The sequence below is a fragment of the Streptomyces sp. NPDC018029 genome, assembly GCF_044327655.1.
GTDB lineage: Bacteria > Actinomycetota > Actinomycetes > Streptomycetales > Streptomycetaceae > Streptomyces.
Genome location: NZ_JBIRFV010000017.1, coordinates 81,178 through 97,722, shown reverse-complemented (window position 1 = coordinate 97,722; position 16,545 = coordinate 81,178). Strand labels below are relative to the sequence as shown.

Annotated in this window: 22 protein-coding genes and 1 pseudogene; 16 read left to right on the top strand and 7 right to left on the bottom strand. The window is 67.8% G+C overall.

Annotation, left to right across the window (positions count from 1 at the left end; all coding sequences use genetic code 11):
- Nucleotides 1–290 precede the first annotated feature (290 nt).
- A complete protein-coding gene (locus tag ACH4D5_RS36925; protein WP_398311967.1) occupies nt 291–806 on the top strand; it encodes a hypothetical protein in 516 nt (171 codons plus the stop codon).
- 1 nt (nt 807) lies between these two features.
- On the opposite strand, the gene ACH4D5_RS36920 is transcribed toward ACH4D5_RS36925, so the two are convergent.
- Nucleotides 808–972, bottom strand: a complete 165-nt coding sequence (locus tag ACH4D5_RS36920) for a hypothetical protein (protein WP_398311964.1) — start codon at nt 970–972, stop codon at nt 808–810.
- A 134-nt stretch (nt 973–1,106) separates the two neighbouring features.
- Here ACH4D5_RS36920 and ACH4D5_RS36915 point away from each other — a divergent pair, with 134 nt between their 5' ends.
- The 5 genes from ACH4D5_RS36915 to ACH4D5_RS36895 all read left to right on the top strand — a co-directional run bounded on the left by ACH4D5_RS36915 (nt 1,107) and on the right by ACH4D5_RS36895 (nt 2,828).
- Entirely contained in the window at nt 1,107–1,391 is a 285-nt protein-coding gene (locus ACH4D5_RS36915) for a hypothetical protein (RefSeq protein WP_398311961.1), read from the top strand.
- Between the two features lie 18 nt (nt 1,392–1,409).
- The gene (locus tag ACH4D5_RS36910) at nt 1,410–1,658 is read left to right on the top strand and encodes a hypothetical protein (RefSeq protein WP_398311958.1); all 249 of its coding nucleotides are present in this window, start codon (nt 1,410–1,412) and stop codon (nt 1,656–1,658) included.
- A gap of 277 nt (nt 1,659–1,935) precedes the next feature.
- Nucleotides 1,936–2,121, top strand: coding sequence for a hypothetical protein (locus ACH4D5_RS36905; protein WP_398311955.1), 186 nt, complete (start codon nt 1,936–1,938; stop codon nt 2,119–2,121).
- An 87-nt stretch (nt 2,122–2,208) separates the two neighbouring features.
- Entirely contained in the window at nt 2,209–2,460 is a 252-nt protein-coding gene (locus ACH4D5_RS36900; protein ID WP_398311952.1) for a hypothetical protein, read from the top strand.
- Nucleotides 2,461–2,537: 77 nt separating this feature from the next.
- Entirely contained in the window at nt 2,538–2,828 is a 291-nt protein-coding gene (locus ACH4D5_RS36895; RefSeq protein WP_398311949.1) for a hypothetical protein, read from the top strand.
- A gap of 56 nt (nt 2,829–2,884) precedes the next feature.
- Here ACH4D5_RS36895 and ACH4D5_RS36890 read toward each other — a convergent pair whose 3' ends face one another.
- Nucleotides 2,885–3,136, bottom strand: a complete 252-nt coding sequence (locus ACH4D5_RS36890; protein ID WP_398311946.1) for a DUF6907 domain-containing protein — start codon at nt 3,134–3,136, stop codon at nt 2,885–2,887.
- Between the two features lie 510 nt (nt 3,137–3,646).
- Here ACH4D5_RS36890 and ACH4D5_RS36885 point away from each other — a divergent pair.
- Nucleotides 3,647–4,480 (top strand): hypothetical protein, encoded by an 834-nt coding sequence (locus ACH4D5_RS36885; protein WP_398311943.1) that lies wholly within the window; start codon nt 3,647–3,649, stop codon nt 4,478–4,480.
- Nucleotides 4,481–4,778: 298 nt separating this feature from the next.
- On the opposite strand, the gene ACH4D5_RS36880 is transcribed toward ACH4D5_RS36885, so the two are convergent.
- A complete protein-coding gene (locus ACH4D5_RS36880; RefSeq protein ID WP_398311940.1) occupies nt 4,779–5,000 on the bottom strand; it encodes a hypothetical protein in 222 nt (73 codons plus the stop codon).
- A 72-nt stretch (nt 5,001–5,072) separates the two neighbouring features.
- Here ACH4D5_RS36880 and ACH4D5_RS36875 point away from each other — a divergent pair.
- The 5 genes and pseudogenes from ACH4D5_RS36875 to ACH4D5_RS36855 form a co-directional block, all read left to right on the top strand.
- Nucleotides 5,073–5,543, top strand: a pseudogene (locus ACH4D5_RS36875) (fasciclin domain-containing protein); the annotation flags it as partial.
- Nucleotides 5,544–5,762: 219 nt separating this feature from the next.
- Entirely contained in the window at nt 5,763–6,224 is a 462-nt protein-coding gene (locus ACH4D5_RS36870) for a hypothetical protein (RefSeq protein ID WP_398311937.1), read from the top strand.
- 5 nt (nt 6,225–6,229) lie between these two features.
- Nucleotides 6,230–8,125: a hypothetical protein gene (locus ACH4D5_RS36865; protein WP_398311934.1), complete on the top strand. Its 1,896-nt coding sequence runs from the start codon at nt 6,230–6,232 to the stop codon at nt 8,123–8,125.
- Nucleotides 8,126–9,141: 1,016 nt separating this feature from the next.
- A complete protein-coding gene (locus tag ACH4D5_RS36860; RefSeq protein WP_398311931.1) occupies nt 9,142–9,510 on the top strand; it encodes a hypothetical protein in 369 nt (122 codons plus the stop codon).
- A 302-nt stretch (nt 9,511–9,812) separates the two neighbouring features.
- Entirely contained in the window at nt 9,813–10,004 is a 192-nt protein-coding gene (locus ACH4D5_RS36855) for a DUF6233 domain-containing protein (protein WP_398312133.1), read from the top strand.
- A 133-nt stretch (nt 10,005–10,137) separates the two neighbouring features.
- Here ACH4D5_RS36855 and ACH4D5_RS36850 read toward each other — a convergent pair whose 3' ends face one another.
- Together ACH4D5_RS36850 and ACH4D5_RS36845 are read right to left on the bottom strand one after the other, a co-directional pair.
- Nucleotides 10,138–10,608 (bottom strand): hypothetical protein, encoded by a 471-nt coding sequence (locus ACH4D5_RS36850; RefSeq protein WP_398311928.1) that lies wholly within the window; start codon nt 10,606–10,608, stop codon nt 10,138–10,140.
- 78 nt (nt 10,609–10,686) lie between these two features.
- Complete coding sequence (locus tag ACH4D5_RS36845; RefSeq protein WP_398311925.1) at nt 10,687–11,106, bottom strand: hypothetical protein; 420 nt, start codon at nt 11,104–11,106, stop codon at nt 10,687–10,689.
- Nucleotides 11,107–11,317: 211 nt separating this feature from the next.
- On the opposite strand from ACH4D5_RS36845, the gene ACH4D5_RS36840 reads away from it, so the two are divergent.
- The 4 genes from ACH4D5_RS36840 to ACH4D5_RS36825 all read left to right on the top strand — a co-directional run bounded on the left by ACH4D5_RS36840 (nt 11,318) and on the right by ACH4D5_RS36825 (nt 14,015).
- On the top strand, nt 11,318–11,458 hold the full coding sequence (locus ACH4D5_RS36840; RefSeq protein ID WP_398311922.1) for a hypothetical protein: 141 nt from the start codon (nt 11,318–11,320) through the stop codon (nt 11,456–11,458).
- A gap of 205 nt (nt 11,459–11,663) precedes the next feature.
- Complete coding sequence (locus ACH4D5_RS36835) at nt 11,664–12,548, top strand: glycosyltransferase family 2 protein (RefSeq protein WP_398311919.1); 885 nt, start codon at nt 11,664–11,666, stop codon at nt 12,546–12,548.
- A gap of 134 nt (nt 12,549–12,682) precedes the next feature.
- The gene (locus ACH4D5_RS36830; RefSeq protein ID WP_398311916.1) at nt 12,683–12,811 is read left to right on the top strand and encodes a hypothetical protein; all 129 of its coding nucleotides are present in this window, start codon (nt 12,683–12,685) and stop codon (nt 12,809–12,811) included.
- Between the two features lie 412 nt (nt 12,812–13,223).
- Nucleotides 13,224–14,015 carry a spermidine synthase gene (locus tag ACH4D5_RS36825; protein ID WP_398311913.1) on the top strand — a complete coding sequence of 264 codons (792 nt, stop codon included), beginning with the start codon at nt 13,224–13,226 and terminating at the stop codon, nt 14,013–14,015.
- On the opposite strand, the gene ACH4D5_RS36820 is transcribed toward ACH4D5_RS36825, so the two are convergent.
- Nucleotides 13,977–15,293, bottom strand: coding sequence for an MFS transporter (locus tag ACH4D5_RS36820; protein WP_398311910.1), 1,317 nt, complete (start codon nt 15,291–15,293; stop codon nt 13,977–13,979). The genes ACH4D5_RS36825 and ACH4D5_RS36820 overlap by 39 nt on opposite strands.
- Before the next feature lie 91 nt (nt 15,294–15,384).
- Nucleotides 15,385–16,485: a hypothetical protein gene (locus tag ACH4D5_RS36815; protein WP_398311907.1), complete on the bottom strand. Its 1,101-nt coding sequence runs from the start codon at nt 16,483–16,485 to the stop codon at nt 15,385–15,387.
- Between the last annotated feature and the right edge of the window lie 60 nt (nt 16,486–16,545).

The following is a 16,545-nucleotide window of genomic DNA, read 5'->3' as shown; positions in this document are numbered from 1 at the left end:
GCCACGACGCCTCCTCACGGCCCGACAGGCCGAAGTCTTCACCGCCGCAGCCGACGGAGCCAGCCTCACCGTCGTCGCCCGGCGGGTCGACAGCACTCGCGAACAGATCTCCGCCCGGCTTTCCGAGGGCTACCTCCGCCTCGGCGTCATCCACCTGCCCCGCGGTCAACGCCGCACCGCAGCCGTCACCGTGCCACGCCGCCGCGGACTCATCCCATCCGCCAGCCAGGAGCGTGCCGCATGACAGCCACACTGGTAGCCGACACGACGCACCGCCAAACTCTCAGGGCATGGGGAACTCTGGTCTATGGGTTGCTGCACTCACGGCTGGTACCGCCATCATCGCGAGCTGGGTGACAAGCAGAGGCAACGCCGAGGCCGCTCGCGTGCAAGCAGAAGCTTCAGCAGCAGCTCAACGTAGCGCCATCAAGCAAGACCGGATGCGGGCCGCGCACCTGGCGTTCATAGAGCAGATCAACGCCATGGGTGACCTCTACCGGCAGGTGCCGCCGCTCCTCGCCATTCAGGATCCCGCCGGGCGGGCGTCGGCCATAAGCGCGCACCTGGAGGCGCTGCGCATCGGCTACGGAGAATTCCACCGGCAGATCAACGTCGTAACCCTTGACGGCGGAAGATCCTCGCAGGCCGCGGCTGATGCTGTGCATGCCGCATCCACCCATGTCTACAAGACTCTTCTCGCCATCTCGGAGCGGAGACAGCCTACTGAGGACTTCAGCCCCAGCGTCGAGGCGTATTGGAAGGCAGCCACCACGTTCATCCATGGCGCTCGCGAGGCCGGCGCCTAGGTTACGAACCCTTCAGCTGTGACGACACCCGCGCGGCGAGGTTCGACAAAAGTGTCCCCGCCGCCTCCCGATCCGCGTGCTGGCCGGCCACCACCGCGGCCAGCACCGCCACCACCTCCTGCGCCTCCGACAATGTAAGCAGCGGGAGGAGCGGCTCGTCATCCATGACCAGGCGACGGCAGGGAAGCGCCTGCGGTCACGGTCTGTCACCGACGGGAAAGTACGTCCCTTGCGCCCCGTCACGGTCAGTTGTTAGCTACCGTGGTGGCCTAGGCCATGACGGCGCGCAGGGAGACGACGATGAGCGACCAGCCGTGGACAATCGAACGGATTCGCGACGCCCTCGGCAACCCGGCCCTGGCCCAGCGCTTCATCACGGAGATCAACAAGGCGCCAGCGCACGAACTTCTCCACGTCTTCGCCAGCTGGGAACGCGTCGCCAAGGACACCCTCGCCGCCGTCGAACGCGGCCGGGAGGTCGCCGCGGCCGAAGCCCGCGGCGAAGAACCCACCGGCCGGTGGATCGACGTCACCGACCGCGTCCTCACAGAAGCTGCCCGAATCCGGTCCCGCGGCGCAGCCTGACCTGACAGGCTGAGAGCCGTGTACCGGCTCCTCTGCGACGAGACCCTCATGGCCGTCTGGGACTCTCTTCCCGACAATGCCAGCGAACAGCTCACCCTCGGCCTCGCAGATGTCTGCCTAGACCCGCTTACGGCCACAGAATCCTGGGGCATCGACGACGGCATCCACCGCCAGCTCATCCGGCCCCTCGTCACCGCACTGATCTCCGTCAACCAGGACCAGCAGACAGTGCGGATTTACGACATCCAACGGCGACGGAAACCCTGACCAGCGCGAAACCCCCGCCCGAGGCGATCCGGGCGGGGGTTTCGCGCTGTCCGATCAAGCAACAGACGCGCACGAAACCGTCCAGATGCCGGGCACCGTGGCTCCATGCGCCCCCTCATGCACCGCGCACCGTAGCCCTACCGCGCTATCCGGCTGCCGCAAGGGGAAGGGACACCACACGGCACACGCCGAAGCCCTCCGGTGCAGGACACAGGCTTCCCAACCAGCCTGCACCAGAGGGCCACACCAACCCAGGCGAACCCAGAAGGAGAAGCACGTGACCGTACCTCAATGTGTGAATGCCCCCGATGACGGCCGGGCACACGGCGCGAACGAGTTGCACGTAATCGTCATCACCGTAACGATCACGGTGATCGTGCTCGCATGCGCCGGGGTGACCCCCGACTGGATCGCAGCAGCGGCAGCACTCGCCGGCGTGACATCCCGAGCGGCCCAGAAGTAGCTCAAGACAACGCCCCCTCCCAGAGAGGGGGCGTTGTGATCAGCCACAAGCTCGCGAGACCCTGTTCGCAAGGCAAGGAGAACCGCCATGGCCTGGGTTGATCGTGAACACATTCCGGCGCTGGAGAAAGACCACCGTTACGCCCGCCTGCTCAACCTCACCAAGCGGCTTCTGGAGGACGACGTGCCCGCCTGCGGCAACTGCACCGGCGGGACGATCACCGTGCAGGACGCCGACGGGAACGAGACCACCGTCGACTGCCAGGCATGCGTAGGCTGCGGGGAAGTCGGCACGCTCCAGGACAATGAAGGCAACGGGCAGGCCGACGGCGGAAGCTAGACCTCCTCGGTTTCGTACACGGGCCGCTCCAGGCCCAGTACCCTCATCCCCCTCAACAGCCATCAAAGGGGGAGCCAGTGAGTGACACACCCAACCTGATTTGCGGCGCCGAACTCCAGCCCTATGAGCCCCAGCCCAACGGCCCCGCCAGCACCTACTGCATGGCTCCCGCAAACCATGACGGCGCCCACATCTACAGCGCCCGAGACGAGACGCCGTCCGAAGACGACGGCTTCTGCGAGGCCTCCCAGAAAGCCCCGGGCAGCGAAACGCTCTACTGCGAACGCAACCACGGTCACCCAGGGCAACACCGTGCAGCATCCAGCATGCCCGGCAACACCCTCCAGCGCCTCGTCACCTGGACCTGACAAGGCGACAAACGCCCCCACCGGCACGAATCCGGTGGGGGCGCAGAAGGCGGGGACTAACTGGCGTCGGCCTCGTTCGCCGCCTGAGCGACACGCGCCGTGCCGCGAGCCTCAGCGGCGAACGCGACCAGATCGTCCGCCAGCTCGTCGGCCATATCCGGCGTCAGATAGGCGTCCACGCCAGTGCCGTTGCCATACAGGACGTGTGCCGCACGCATGCTGGGATCGGGGCTCGCCGGATCCGACGTCACACGGCAGTACAGCTCAGAGTGCGCCGTGTCCTCCGACAGAAGCGTCGGCACCTGCATTCCTGGAACTTACCGGACCGTAGGTACGTGCCACTGGGCTCAAGCGTCAGATTCGGATATGCGTCCGGGGGTACGTCTTTGCTGGAGGGCGTTGGAGACAGGCATCTTCACGAATACCGGCAGGTCGGGTGACCTCACGCCTCCCGTCCGGCGGGACGAGATGCATCCTGTGGGATGCGAGCTTCGCGGTCCGCCAACGTGGCCGGAAATAGGGGTCGTCGAGCCGCACTTTGAACCTACCGACCCTGCAGAACCAGCCGCCGAAAACGAGCACCCGTCCACTGCACTCAACGACATCGACTGCTACTGACTGGCATCGAAAGGCGAAACAGGCGCAGTCAGGACGGCTAGCACAACCTCAGACAGCGCGACGCCCCCACCGAGGGCGACGAGCAGAAGCGGAGGCTGGCGCGTGCGCCGGGAACATGCCTCCGGTGACCGGTTCGCGCGCTTGTCGACATCTCGATCAAGCCGCACTCTGGCCACGTCAGTCGACGACTAGGGGGGCCTATGGCGATCTTCGGTAAGGACAATGCGGAACTGCTACGGCGGATGATGGACCAGCTTGGACGCATCGGCACCGACCTCGCCGCACTCAAACAGCAGGTCAGCGACCAGCAACTCGCCATTGATCAGATCCGGCAGGACACCACCGCCGCCCTCAATACCGGCCTCACCGAGAACCGGGCCGTCATCCGCGACGGGCTGGACCGCGCCCGCGACACGATCGGCGACCCGCTCACCCGCATTAGCACTGAACTCGTCGCCATCCGCGGAGGCGTCAGCGGCCTCGACAGCCAGCTGAAGGCGCGCACGGAACAAGCGCCGCCAGCCGCTGCCGCGGCTGCACCGCCACCACCGCCGCCGTTGCCGGAGCCCGTGCACCGGGCCGACGACGAACGCGTAGTCCACTTCACCGAGCCCAGCGACTACGACAGCCACCAGCCGAGCGACGCCATCCTGACAGCCGCAGCCGGCGTAGCCCACGCCACCCTCGAAGCCCACCGAGACACCTGGGCATTCCTCGTCCAAGTCGCCGGAAACGCAGAGCACTTCCACATCCCCGGCGCCGTCAAAGACGACAACGGATTCGTAGAAGTCCGCCTCTCCGGACCGAGCCTCGTCGCCGCCATCACCAGCCTCGCCCACACCACCCGCGACACCCACAGCCCCGTCACCCGCGCCATCGCCGACCACATCCAAAGCAAGATCACCAGGGCAGTGCAAGAAATCATCGACAGGCCCCGCAACAACGGCGACGGAACACCCGTCCGCATCACCATCGACGACCAAGCCCAGGCCGACAACCGGGATGATGGAGAGCAGCCGGGAACCGACAGTTAGACAGCGCGACGCCCCCCGGCCAGAACGGGCAGTGGTGACGGGGGGAAGGGGCTAGCTGGCGTCAGCCAACGGCTCACCACCGGCTGGAGGGGCAGCCGCTTAGCGAGAGGAATCCTCTAACTCGCGTGCTGGTAAGCCCTCCAAAACGCCAAGCCGGGGGGCAACATGGAAGACGTCTGGACGATCATCGCAGCAGCATCCGGAGTACTCGGGAACATCCCAGCCATCGCCGTATCTTTGGTCAGCACCCGGTGACCGGACCTGATCTGGCCCCGCTCGTGAGTGCCAGGAGCGGCCCTCATTCGTCTCCCGGCAGGTGGTAGTAGACGGTCCCCGACCACCAAGGGCCGTGCTCGGTCGCCTCAGACGAGATCACCACGTCTTGAATCTCAACAGGACCCAACGCGTCGATGGAGTCGGCCAGCCGTCGCAAGAGGGCCGGAACGCTATCGCAGCCCGAGCCAGCGGGATTGGCCTGCGAGAAATGGCGCACGGTCCAATGCTCCGGGGTATCAATCATGGGCTGATCATAGAACCTGCCGTCGTCAGCAGTTCTTTCGAGAATCCGCCTCATCCAGAGGAGGAACTGACCATGACCACTCGGAGCATGATCCGCACTGTCGCGGTCTCAGCCGCGGCGATAGCACTGCCCGTGTCCCTTGGGCTCCTCGCGCCGGCCGCCCACGCGGACGACCACGAGACCTTCGGAAGCACCTGTTCGTCGGTGCCCGAAGAAGGGGCAGGCAGCCTCGACGGCATGGCCCAGTACCCGGTGGCCACGGCTGCGTCCAACACTCCGGAACTCTCCACGCTGGTGACCGCTGTCAAGAAGGCAGGTCTGGTCGACACGCTCAACAACGCCAAGAACGTCACCGTCTTCGCCCCGTCCAATGACTCCTTCAAGAAGATCCCGAAGGCTGACCTGGACAAGGTCTTCGCCGACAAGGACCAGCTCACCAAGATCCTCACGTATCACGTGGTCGGCGAGAAGATCGCACCGAGCGAGCTGTCCATGGGTTCCTTCAAGGCCCTTGAGGGCAGCAAGCTCACCACCGACGGTTCGGACGAGTCCTGAACGCCGTGTGATCACCACATCGGCACGCTCGCCGACGCGCCGCGAAGAGGGCCTGATACGACAATTCCGCGGGGCCCATGCGCGGAAAAGACTGCGCGCATTCATGCCCCATTCAAGCAACAGTTCGATGTCCTGAATTGACCCCTCTCCGTGGCCCGTGGCAGATCAGTCGTATGGACCTCTCAGGGGAAGGGTAGGCAGCCGCCCATGACCTTCAAGAACATCTTTGTCAGCGGCGGAAGCGAAGCCAAATCCGCCGAGGAAGCCGCCCGAAAGGCCCGGGAGAACATTCCTGGCGCCTGGCCCGAAAGGGAAGGGGTCGACCCGGAGCTCTACGACGGTATTCCCGAGGTCCGGCGCGACCCGAAGCTCGTGCGCGAGACCTCGCCCGAAGCGCTCGACATCATGGGCAATTTCATCGCCCCGCTCTTCAAGAACACCCAGACGGCGGCCACCAAGCAGCAGGCGGCCAGCGAAAGCGCCGAATCGACGACCACCATGGCCTCTGCGACCAAGGACGAGGCATTTAAGAAGGCGGGGGTGGTGATCAAGGAAGAGGACCAGCCGAAGATCAGCGAAAAGGACCGCCCGCAGATCAGCGACAAACAGCTGGACCAGTCGAGGAAAGACAACCGCGCCTCGGCCAGCGACATCCCGAGGGAAGGCTGAGGAATATGGGCGGCCCCGCCAAGAACAACGTAAGCACCACCTACCTCGGTGAGCGGTCCATTCGCCATCCGTTGACCGGGCGGAATCTAAAGGAACTGGAAATCGCCGAGAAGGCCCCCGCCATCCTGGAGCGGGACAAGGCCAAGCTGAAGAGGAAGGCCGAGCGCAAGGCGCCGGACGGGACTGACCGGGAGATCTTCCCCACCGGGTTCTCCCTGAACAAGGGGCGATTCGGTGCTTTCCCCGCCACGGAGGCCACCGCGCACCAGCGCGGCTGGCAGGCCTATATGACGGTGGGTGTTCCCCTCATCGATGAGCGGGGCGACATCACGCAACCCCCTCCCGACGTGATCTCCAAGCAGACGTTCGTCAACCGGACCGACCCCGTCGAGACCAACTGGTCGCACACGGTCGAATTCTCGGTCTCGAACACGATCAGCTGGTCTCTTCAGGGGCAGGTACAGCTCACCTTCGGGGCGAAGACCACCGCTTCTCTACAGCAACAGCTACAGAAGAGCATGGCTCTGAACCAATCCCAGAAGACCACCCTGAAGAACAGCAAGGACAATCAGGGCGTCGACACGGAGTCCCAGTCCCAGTCGACGAGCACGACGACGGGCACGAGTACCGCCACCGGGACCGGCGAACTGTCCGCACAATTGATGCTCGGGATCACCGCCTCTGTCAGTGGTTCGGTGACCACCGGGTTCAAGACCTCGTCCACACTGGGTGGCAAAATCAGCAGCCGGGTCGACGTCTTGGCCACGCAGCGGCGCCAGGTGCGGAGGTTTGATTACGAATTCCCCATCTCCTTCGGCGGATGGGTCGCCCTCTACTACCCCGAGCCGGTGGAGGTGAGGGAGACCCGGCCGAAAGGTCCGCAGGCCGCCGAACCGCAATACTCCAAGGTGATCGCCTGGAAACTCGGTGAGACGGGCGGGTCGGATTCCTTCGACCTGACCGACGAAGGAAAGCCGTTCTCCCAGAAGGGGGAGGCCGAGGTCGTCTCCACGCTCGCCGGGGTGCACGAGATCTTCGAGCTGGAAAAGCTCGAATTCGACATGGAGCGCCACCCTCTCCACAAGAAGGGCGAAGTGCGGGAGATCCCCAAGAAGCCTCCCGTCGAGCTGGCCACCGGCATGGGGACGGCCGACGGCCTCGCCCTGGACCTCCCGAACCAGAAGGCGTACGTCACCGAGCGGTACAACGGCGGCAAGCTGTACAAGGTGGATCTCGCGGGCGGCACACCGGAGTTGGTCGCGGGCGGTCTGGGCCAGGTCAACGACGTGGCACTCGACCTGCCGGGCAATAAGGCCTACGTCACCGACTACAGCGGCAAGCGCCTGATCACGGTGAACCTCGCCGACCCCTCCGCCCCACCCGCCAAGGTCGCCGAAGGCATGTACGCGTACGGCGTCGCGCTGGACCTGCCGAACAACAAGGCCTACGTCAGCGACGTCGAGAACGGCAAGCTGATCGAGTACGGCCTGCACAGCCAGCCGGCGGAGCAGCAGCGCACCTGGGCCGTGCCGAGGGCCGCCGGAGTGGCGCTGCACGCGGGCAAGGCGTACGTCGGCCAGTACGAGCTGGGCGGGCTTTACGAGATCGACCTGGCGGCGAAGGACGCCACCCCGCGCTCCGTGGCCTCCAGCCTCGGGAGCAGTGTCCGCGTGGCCCCGGACGGCACGGCCATCGCGTACGTCTCCAACCCGGGCGGCGGCAAGCTGCGCGAGGTCGTCATCGCCGACGGCGAGGCCAAGGGCCGCCAGCGCGTGGCCGCCGACGGCATCGGCTCGGTCTGCGGCATCGCCCTCGACCGGGACAACGCCCTGATCTACGCCACCACTCGGGAGGGCAAGCTCTGGCGGCTCCCCGACGTGCTGCCCGACGCCTCGGCGTAGGCCCGAGGCTCATCACGTCGCACGACCCGAGCGGTTGCTCCACGGAAGGGGAGGCGGGCCTCGCCCCGCCTCCCCTTCCGCTTGTGGGTTGTTGTACGCCCGCACGTGAGTGACGGGGGTGCCCTTGGATGCGCTGGGAGTTCCAGAAAGGGGTGCAAATTGGTGCTGCAGGAGAAGAGGCAGAGCTTCCGCTCTCTGACCTGGATATCGAGGCGTACATAGCCGTCGCCGCAGGAGAACCAGCCGACGAAACGAGATTGACACGCCTCGCGGCACTGGGCCTGATCGACCGCAATCCGTACGAGGGGGGCGGGCATATCGCTCTCGACCCGCGCACAGTCGCCCAGCGATTGCTCGCCGGGGGGCGCACAGTAATGTCCCGCGCCATCGACCGGATGGCACGGTTCAGGCACTGGAGCCCCTCGCCACCCACTTCGACCCGAACCGCATGTACGGGGGGGCCGGGGCCCGAATTCCTGCCCTCGAAGAGCCTCGTGAACGGGCGTATCGGACAGGCCTTGGGTGAAGCAGAGACCGGACCGCGACCCCTCGGTGCAACGCCTCGGCGCCGAGCGGGCCCGCACCGTATCGACTCGCGGCGTACAGGTGCGGTCGCTGTACGCCGCAACGCGCTCGGCCACCCAGGGACATGAGAGTACGTGGCAGAGATCCTGGCGAGCGGCGGGGAAGTGCGCGTGGGTAGCCACCTGCCTCCGCGGATGGTGTGTCCGGCGTGGCCGGCTCGGGCTGCGCACGTCGAGGTAACCGGGCAGCCGCGGAACGAGGTCGAGCAGGCCGCGAAGAAGGCTGTCCGACATTCAGAGCCGTAGGGCATCGGCGGCCCCTCCGGCGACTCAGCGGCATGTACTGCTCTGGTTTACCCCCTTACCGCCTTACCGCAGAAGTTGACACAGAAGCACTCCCGTAGTTGGACGTCCCAGCGTCAGCGGCACGCCTAGGGTCTCCTTTGTCCGCTTGACCAGCGGATATGTATGCGACAACTACGGAGGGGCTTCATGAGGAAGAGTTTCGCAATCGGAATAGCCGCGGTCGCACTGGCCGGTTCGGCGCTCGCGGCGCCCACTGCCGGGGCAAGCGCGCCGTCGGCAACGGTGACGGCCGCTCCGGCCGACTGTCCCAAGGGCTACTTCTGCGGGTACAAGAAGGCGAATTTCAAGGACCTGGCGTTCCGGTTCAAGGACTGCTACACCCAGGAAATCCCTGACGGCCTGAACAGTGGCGGCTCCTGGTACAACAACCAGACCCCGGGCACCTCGGCCTGGCTGCTCGGCAAGCACAAGGAGTTGGTCTACGCGACCCCGGGCGCCCCCTCCAAGGATGCGTCGGGAAACTGGGCTCCGATCTGGTACGTCGACGCCTGCTGACCGTTTGACAGCGGCAGCTGTGTGAGTGCTCTGCGGCCCCGGCTCTGAACGGTGGAGTCGGGGCCGTGCCCCGACCGCGTCCCGCACGGCGGTACTGGCGGGGCTCCGGCCGGATGACCCGAGGGGATTGCCACAGGCCAGCGTCATAGAATCCGCTTCCGCTTAACGAGCTCGCCGCGCTGCGCTTCCTGGAACGGGTCCAAGAGCGGGAACCTCGCGCGCACCCGCTGGTGGATCGAGGACGCTGAGCGCCGTGAGGCCGAACGGATCCGCGGCGAGCAGGCCCGGCCGCCGGCCCCGGACTGGCTCATCGAGCAGGGCATCGGCGTCCAGAAGCGCCCGGTGTACGTGCACACAGGCAACTGCCGTATGGCGCCCGCCCCGCCGAGGGTCGCAGCGCCACGCGCGAGCAGGCGTGGCGTGCCCTCGCTGTCGACCGGGTGGATGCGTGCCCGCACTGTCGGCCGGACACGCCGCTCGGCGTGCTGGAGTGATCAAGCCACCGCACCTTGGATGCAGGGCTACTGATCGTTCTTCGGCGTGCCGGGACAGGATTGCCTTCCGTGTCGTTCCCCCATGGCCCTACGAGTTGCGGTACTCGGTGGCGTGCCGACACGCCACCTGGATCTACCGGACGCGGACTGCGTCGCGCAGTGCGGTGTGAGCGTCCCGGCTCCGCTCCCGCCCTGCGGCAAGAGCGTGTTCGACCTCGTCGCTGAACTGTCCGTCGCGTACATCTCCGAGAGAGATGTCGCCCAGGTCGATGGCCGACCAGGCAGCCTCGACCGCGACGGTGGTCAGCTCGGGGTCCGTCGTGGTCAGGGCCAGGCGGTCGAAGGCTGCGGTCACGGCCGAGCGGGCTCGGTACAGGTCAGCCCGTCCCTCCCTGCTCGGGGCTTCGCCATCACGCTGGTCGGCGACCTGGAGCCAGAACCGCTCCCGGTAGGCCAGGGCGGCGGCGAGCAGTTGTGCGGTGGCGTCGAGGACCTGTTGCCGATGTTCGGCGGCCCGGGCGCGGCGGTCCGTCCAGTGCGCGGTGAGGCTGGCCAGGGCAGCACCGGCGAGCGTGCCGAGCACGGCGATCAGAGTGGACCACATCTCGTGCTCTCCTTTGGATGAAGGCAAGACCCCAACTCCCTCAGTAGGTAGGGCCCCAGTTGCTTGTCGGCGGGGTGGTCAGACCTTGCAGAAGCCGGACTTCTTGAGCGCTTCGTTGATCTTCGCGCCCTGTGCTTTCGTCGTCTTCACGTCCCTGTATGTGAAGCGCAGCGCCGCTGACCAGGTGAGACGCTGTGCCTTGCTGTTGATGGCGGCGCACTGGTTGCGGGCCCCGTCGATGGCCTCGTCCTCGTAGCGCACGACGTCCGGTGCGGCTGCCTCAAGGGCCCGGAGAAGCTTCTCGCGTTCGGCGCCCGTGGGCTTTGGCGGGATGCCGGCGGCGTCTGCGAGCGCCTTCTTCTGCTTCTGGGACAGCTCGGTGCCGGCGCTCGGCTCGGCCTTCGGCTCGTTGTCGGCCTTGTCGTCGCCCGACGAGCAGGCGGTGAGGGCGAGGGCTGCCGAGAGGAGCAGTGTGACGGTGGTGGTGCGGTGGTTCATGGTCCCCCCAGGGATGTTGAGCTGAAGGGGGCCATCATGCCGTCATGCCGCGTGAGTCTCACGTGGCGGCCGGATCTTGAATGTTTTCGGGCATGCCGGATCTGCGGCCCAATGTGGGGCAGGAGCGCCGACGCAGTGATGAGCGTGGTCATGCGGCGCCTCTCAGTGGGCATGGAGAGGTGTACTGAGCCGTCGACTCGGGAGGACTGCGATGAACTTTCAGTTTCTGGCTGCCGTCGGCGGAGGCCCTGACTGGCCGGTCTGGGGGCAGATCGTTGTCGTGGCGGTCTGGTTGGTCCTTGCTGTCTTCATCGTCGGCGGCCTGGTCCGGCGCCGTCGTCGGCAGCGCTGAGGGGAGCGTCGATCGGTTCATGCCGTAGCGCTCCTTCTCTGTGGGGGCGGGCAGGTGGTCTCGTGCTTGTCGCCGGGCTGACGAACCTGCACCCCTCCGTGCGGCCGCTGAGTGCGAGCGGCTCATCGGCGTGCTGGCGGGACAGCGGCGGGGCCTTGGCGGTTAGGCTCGCTGTTTCCGTCGTCGTCGAGAGAGAGTCCTTGCTGTGGAGCTGCCGCGCCTTGGGGTCGTGATCGTGACCATGGGGAATCGGCCGCGTGAGGTCGACGAGTTGCTGCTGTCCGTGGCCAAGCAGGATGTGGCGCCCGCTCGCATCGTGATCGTGGGCAACGGTTCGCCGCTGCCGGACTTTCCGGGGCTGCCCGGTGAGGTGACCGTCGTTGAGAACGAGGAGAATCTGGGCTGTCCCGGCGGCCGCAACACCGGCATCGCCAGGCTCCGGGAGTTCGGTGACATCGACGTCGTGATCGAGTTGGATGACGACGGCCTGCTCGTTCGAGATGACGTCTTCCGTCGGATCCGGGATCTTTTCGCCGCCGACTCCCGTCTGGGCATCGTCGGGTTCCGGATCGTTGACGAGCACGGCGGGACCGCTCGTCGGCACATTCCGCGGCTGCGCGCGAAGGATCCGATGCGGCGTGGCCTGGTGACCGCCTTTCTCGGCGGCGCCCACGCCTTCGCGATGCCGATGCTGGACCGGGTCGGAGACTGGCCGGCCGAGTTCTTCTTCACCCATGAGGAGACCGACCTCGCCTGGCGGGCCCTCGATGACGGGTGGGAGATCCTCTACGAACCGGAGCTGCTGCTCCAGCACCCCAAGACCTCCCCGGCCCGGCACGCGGTCTACTACCGGATGACCGCCCGCAACCGAGTCTGGCTCGCCAAGCGCCATCTGCCTGCCCTCCTCGTGCCGGTGTACCTGGGGACGTGGGTCCTGCTCACGCTCGCCCGGACCCGCTCGGCGAGCGGTCTGAAAGCGTGGGCCGGCGGGTTCGCCGAAGGCGTGCGCACCCCGTGCGGGCGGCGCAGGCCGATGCGCTGGCGGACCGTGGTCCGGATGACGCGGCTCGGCCGGCCGCCTGTGATCTGAGGTTCTGCGCGGCGGCGGTGGCCGGGGCGTCTGGAAGCGGATGCCGCGGAGGGGGAATCTTTGGCATCCGCTCCGCACGGGCGGCCGGGACTTCGAGATGGTGAAGCTCCGCACCGCCACGAGAAGAGGCACCCATGTGGACCACGGAGCAGTTCGGCACCGCGCACGCGGGCTACGTCGGTGCCGTGCTCGACGACGGCACCGAGCCCGAACCCGCATACCTGGACCCCGGCAGCGGCGCCGACTTCCACGAAACGTCCTGAACCGACCGCGGGCCGGGCGTGGCCGTGCTGGAGTGCATGGTCAAGAGGGTCGCCGGCAGCGCTGCCATGAACGCGGAGGCCGACGCGCACACCGGCGAGGAGCTCGGGCGGGCGCTTGGAGTGTCGCGTTCGGACGCCGAGTCACGCCTCCTGCGGTACCTGCTCACGCTGACTCACGCGGTAGTCCACCGTATGCCGTGTGACGCTTCCGAGGGGCACGGCCCCCGACGCAGCCAGGCACAATGGGTGCGTGGATGCGGATGCGGATGCGGATGAGTTCGAGGGTGGGGCCGGGGAGGGGATCTCCGGTGCCGCGGAGGAGATCTCCGGTGCCGGGGAGGAAATCTCCGGGGAGGGCGAGAATGAAGCGGTTCCGGTGATTCGGGAGGTTGATCACGGGACCGCCAAGCTCATGCCCGACATCGACCGCCCGCGGGCCTGGCTGCTCACGGTCGACGGGGCGCCGCAGTCGTACGTCGACCTGGACGAGCCCACGCACCTGGAGTTCGAGTACGCGCGCCGGCTCGCCCATGTCCTCGACACCGCGGCCGAGCCTGGCATCCCTCTCGACGTCACCCACCTCGGCGGCGGCGCCCTCACCCTGCCCCGCTATCTCGCCGCCACCCGGCCCGGCTCCCGGCAGCACGTGGTTGAGGCGGACCGGGGACTGCTCCGGCTCGTCGAGGAGCGGCTGCCGTTGGGGGCGGCGACAGGGGTCCGTGTGCACGGCGCGGACGCCAGGGAGTGGCTCGACGCGGCGCCGGACGACAGCGCCGACATCGTCGTCGCCGACGTCTTCGGCGGCTCACGCGTCCCCGCACACCTCACCACGGTCGCGTACGCGCGGACCGCCGCCAGGGTGCTCCGCCCGGCCGGGCACTACACCGCGAACCTCGCCGACGGGGCGCCCTTCGCGTTCCTCCGCTCCCAACTGGCCACCTTCGCCGAGGTGTTCGCCGAGCTCGCGCTGATCGCGGAGCCGTCTGTGCTGCGCGGGCGCCGCTTCGGGAACGCGGTCCTGATCGCCGCCCACCGGCCCATCGACGTCGCCGCACTGGCCCGCCGCACCGCGTCCGACGTCTTTCCCGCCAGAGTCGAGCACGGCGACGCGCTGCGCCGCTTCATCGGGGACGCGCGGCCGGTGCGCGACGAGGACGCGGTCCCGTCACCCGAGCCGCCCGACGGCGCCTTCTCCATCGGCTGACGGATCGGCGGCCCCGCGCGACACGGGCTTCGCGGAGGCGACCACTTCCGTCGTACGCCGTGTCAGGTTCCGTACGTCGGGGACGAACAGGACGGCCGCCGTCACCACGACCACCAGCGCCGCGCAGCCCCACAGCGACGCGGACCGGCCGAAAACGGACTCCGCGGGACCGGCGAGCGCCGTGGCCAGCGGCACCATCGCGATCGAGCCGAACCAGTCGTAGGCGGCGACGCGCGACAACTTCTCCTCCGGGATCTCCTGATGCATCGCGGTCATCCAGGAGACGCCGAACACCTCGATCGCCACACCGCTGACGAACATCACCGCGGCGAGGCCCGCCACCGGCAGCGGCACCGCGAGGGCCGCCGAAGGGGCAGCCAGCGGGAAGACGCAGAGGGTGCCCGCGAACAGCAGCCGCCGAGGCTTCCACCGCGTCATCAGGAACGCCCCGCCGACCGTGCCCGCCCCGAACGCGCCGAGCGCCAGACCCCACGGCCCCGCGCCGCCCAGCTCGTCCCGCGCCACCAGCGGCCCGAACACCGACTCGGCGGCCCCGACCACCGCCACCACCACCGAGAACTGCGCCACGATCGACCACAGCCAGGGGCGGCCAGTGAACTCCCGCCAGCCGTCCCGCAGATCGGCGACGAGCCCCTCGCCGGGCGCGCGTGCCGGGATGTGACTGACGTCGAGGAACGACCGCAGCGCCCCCGCGACCGCGAACGCCGCGGCGTCCACGGCCAGCACCCAGCCCGGGCCGATCGCCGCCACCATCAGGCCGCCGAGCGCGGCCCCGCCGAGCCCCGCGCCCTGCATCGCCATGCGGTACATCGCGAAGGCCTTGCCGGCCTGCTCGCCGCTGACCGACGACATCAGCATGCCTTCGGCCGCGGGTCCGAAGAAGGCCTGGCCGACGCCGCCGAGGCCGGTGAGCAGCATCATCTGCCACAGCTGTGGTTCGCCCGCGAGGACGAGGACGGCGAAGGCCGCCTGGGACACGCAGTTGAGGGTGTTGGCCGCGACCATGACGTGGTGCCGCGGCAGCCGGTCGGCGACCGCCCCGCCGATGAGCAGGAACAGGACGAGCGGCAGCGTCCGCGCGGCGGCCACGAGCCCGACGTCCCCGCCGTCGCCGCCCGCGTCGAGAACCGCGAACGCCGCCGCGATCAACGCCCCGTGGCTTCCGAGGTTCGTCACGATCGCGGCGGCGGTCAGCAGTGTGTAGTTGCGGCCCGCCCAGGAGGGGCGGGAGCGTCTGGCGGGGGCGGGATTCGTCACCCCGGGACTGTCCCCGGCAAGTCGCCGACTTGGCAAACCGTTTTGTCGGTTCGCCGGGGTCTCTCGTTCCCGGTCCTTCGGACCCCGTGGCTCAGGACTCTTCCGACGCTGCCTTGCTCCACCGGACGGTGCTGAGGATCTGCTTCACCGTGGCGTCGGGCACCTCGTCCTTGACGCCCTTGGCGCCGTAGAGAGTCCAGGCCACGTACTCGCCGGCCTCGTTCTTGAAGCCGAACGTGGTGGCCTTGCCCTCCGAGTCGCACTTGGCCGAGGTGGCGGCCCCGGACGTCGTCGACGTGGCGACGCTGCCCTTGATGCCGGACTTGGTGGTGTAGTCCTCGATCTTGCCGATCTTGATCTTCTTCTTGTCGGCCTTCGTCTGCTCGGTGTAGCCGCCGAAGACCCACCAGGCCGAGTCGTTGCGTGCGATGTCCTTGGTGTTCTTGGCGCCGTTCTGGCCCTTCGTGCCGACCGCGGCGAGCGAGGTGTCGTCGGGCTCGCCGTCCTTGTCGTCGTCGGACGTGCACCACTTGTCCTTGAAGATCGCGGGCGCGGACATGCCGATGATCGTCTTCGCGCCGTCGTCCTTGCGGTCGTCGAAGGCGATGAAGGTGTCCGGCGTCTTGACCTCCCAGTCGGGCGGGACGTCGAACGCGGTGCCCCACTTGGGGTTCACGACGACCTGCCAGCCGTCGATCATCGGCTTGTCGTCGTTGCCCTCGCCGCGCGCGTTCCCGTCGTCACTGGCCGTCGGGCTCGGCTTCTTCGTCGCGGACTTCGAGGGCTTCGCCGGGCCCGCCTCGTCGCTCTTGTCGTCGTCACCGCCGAAGACCAGGAAACCGGTGACACCGGCCGCCACCACCACGGCGAGCGCCGCGACGATGGCGGTGACCTTCGTCTTGTTGCCGCCGCCACCGCCCTGCCCGCCGGTGCCCTGGACGCCGCCCAAGTGCTGCGGCGGTACAGGCGGCGGTGTCGGGGCCGCCCAGTGTGACTGCTCGGGCTGCGAGTATCCGCCCGAGTGCGGTTGCTGGCCGCCGCCCAACGGCTGCTGGTAGCCGCCCGCAGGCTGCTGCTGGTATCCCGGCTGCTGATACGGGTTCGGCTGCTGGTACCCCGGCTGCTGATACGGGTTCTGATTCTGGTCCTGCGGGTTCTGCTCGCCCCCGGGCGGCTGCTTTTCTGGCCACATGGCCAGTAACCATAGAGGTGCCGGGGGCGCGGTGCCATGCGCGCCCCCTGCGGTGCGGGC

Bases quoted from the DNA above. Each gene is read 5' to 3' on its own strand.
- ACH4D5_RS36925 (WP_398311967.1), top strand. From the start codon at position 291: ATGGGGAACTCTGGTCTATGGGTTGCTGCACTCACGGCTGGTACCGCC.
- ACH4D5_RS36920 (WP_398311964.1), bottom strand. From the start codon at position 972: ATGGATGACGAGCCGCTCCTCCCGCTGCTTACATTGTCGGAGGCGCAG.
- ACH4D5_RS36915 (WP_398311961.1), top strand. From the start codon at position 1,107: ATGAGCGACCAGCCGTGGACAATCGAACGGATTCGCGACGCCCTCGGC.
- ACH4D5_RS36900 (WP_398311952.1), top strand. From the start codon at position 2,209: ATGGCCTGGGTTGATCGTGAACACATTCCGGCGCTGGAGAAAGACCAC.
- ACH4D5_RS36890 (WP_398311946.1), bottom strand. From the start codon at position 3,136: ATGCAGGTGCCGACGCTTCTGTCGGAGGACACGGCGCACTCTGAGCTG.
- ACH4D5_RS36885 (WP_398311943.1), top strand. From the start codon at position 3,647: ATGGCGATCTTCGGTAAGGACAATGCGGAACTGCTACGGCGGATGATG.
- ACH4D5_RS36880 (WP_398311940.1), bottom strand. From the start codon at position 5,000: ATGATTGATACCCCGGAGCATTGGACCGTGCGCCATTTCTCGCAGGCC.
- ACH4D5_RS36870 (WP_398311937.1), top strand. From the start codon at position 5,763: ATGACCTTCAAGAACATCTTTGTCAGCGGCGGAAGCGAAGCCAAATCC.
- ACH4D5_RS36865 (WP_398311934.1), top strand. From the start codon at position 6,230: ATGGGCGGCCCCGCCAAGAACAACGTAAGCACCACCTACCTCGGTGAG.
- ACH4D5_RS36860 (WP_398311931.1), top strand. From the start codon at position 9,142: ATGAGGAAGAGTTTCGCAATCGGAATAGCCGCGGTCGCACTGGCCGGT.
- ACH4D5_RS36850 (WP_398311928.1), bottom strand. From the start codon at position 10,608: ATGTGGTCCACTCTGATCGCCGTGCTCGGCACGCTCGCCGGTGCTGCC.
- ACH4D5_RS36845 (WP_398311925.1), bottom strand. From the start codon at position 11,106: ATGAACCACCGCACCACCACCGTCACACTGCTCCTCTCGGCAGCCCTC.
- ACH4D5_RS36840 (WP_398311922.1), top strand. From the start codon at position 11,318: ATGAACTTTCAGTTTCTGGCTGCCGTCGGCGGAGGCCCTGACTGGCCG.
- ACH4D5_RS36830 (WP_398311916.1), top strand. From the start codon at position 12,683: ATGTGGACCACGGAGCAGTTCGGCACCGCGCACGCGGGCTACGTCGGT.
- ACH4D5_RS36825 (WP_398311913.1), top strand. From the start codon at position 13,224: ATGCCCGACATCGACCGCCCGCGGGCCTGGCTGCTCACGGTCGACGGG.
- ACH4D5_RS36815 (WP_398311907.1), bottom strand. From the start codon at position 16,485: ATGTGGCCAGAAAAGCAGCCGCCCGGGGGCGAGCAGAACCCGCAGGAC.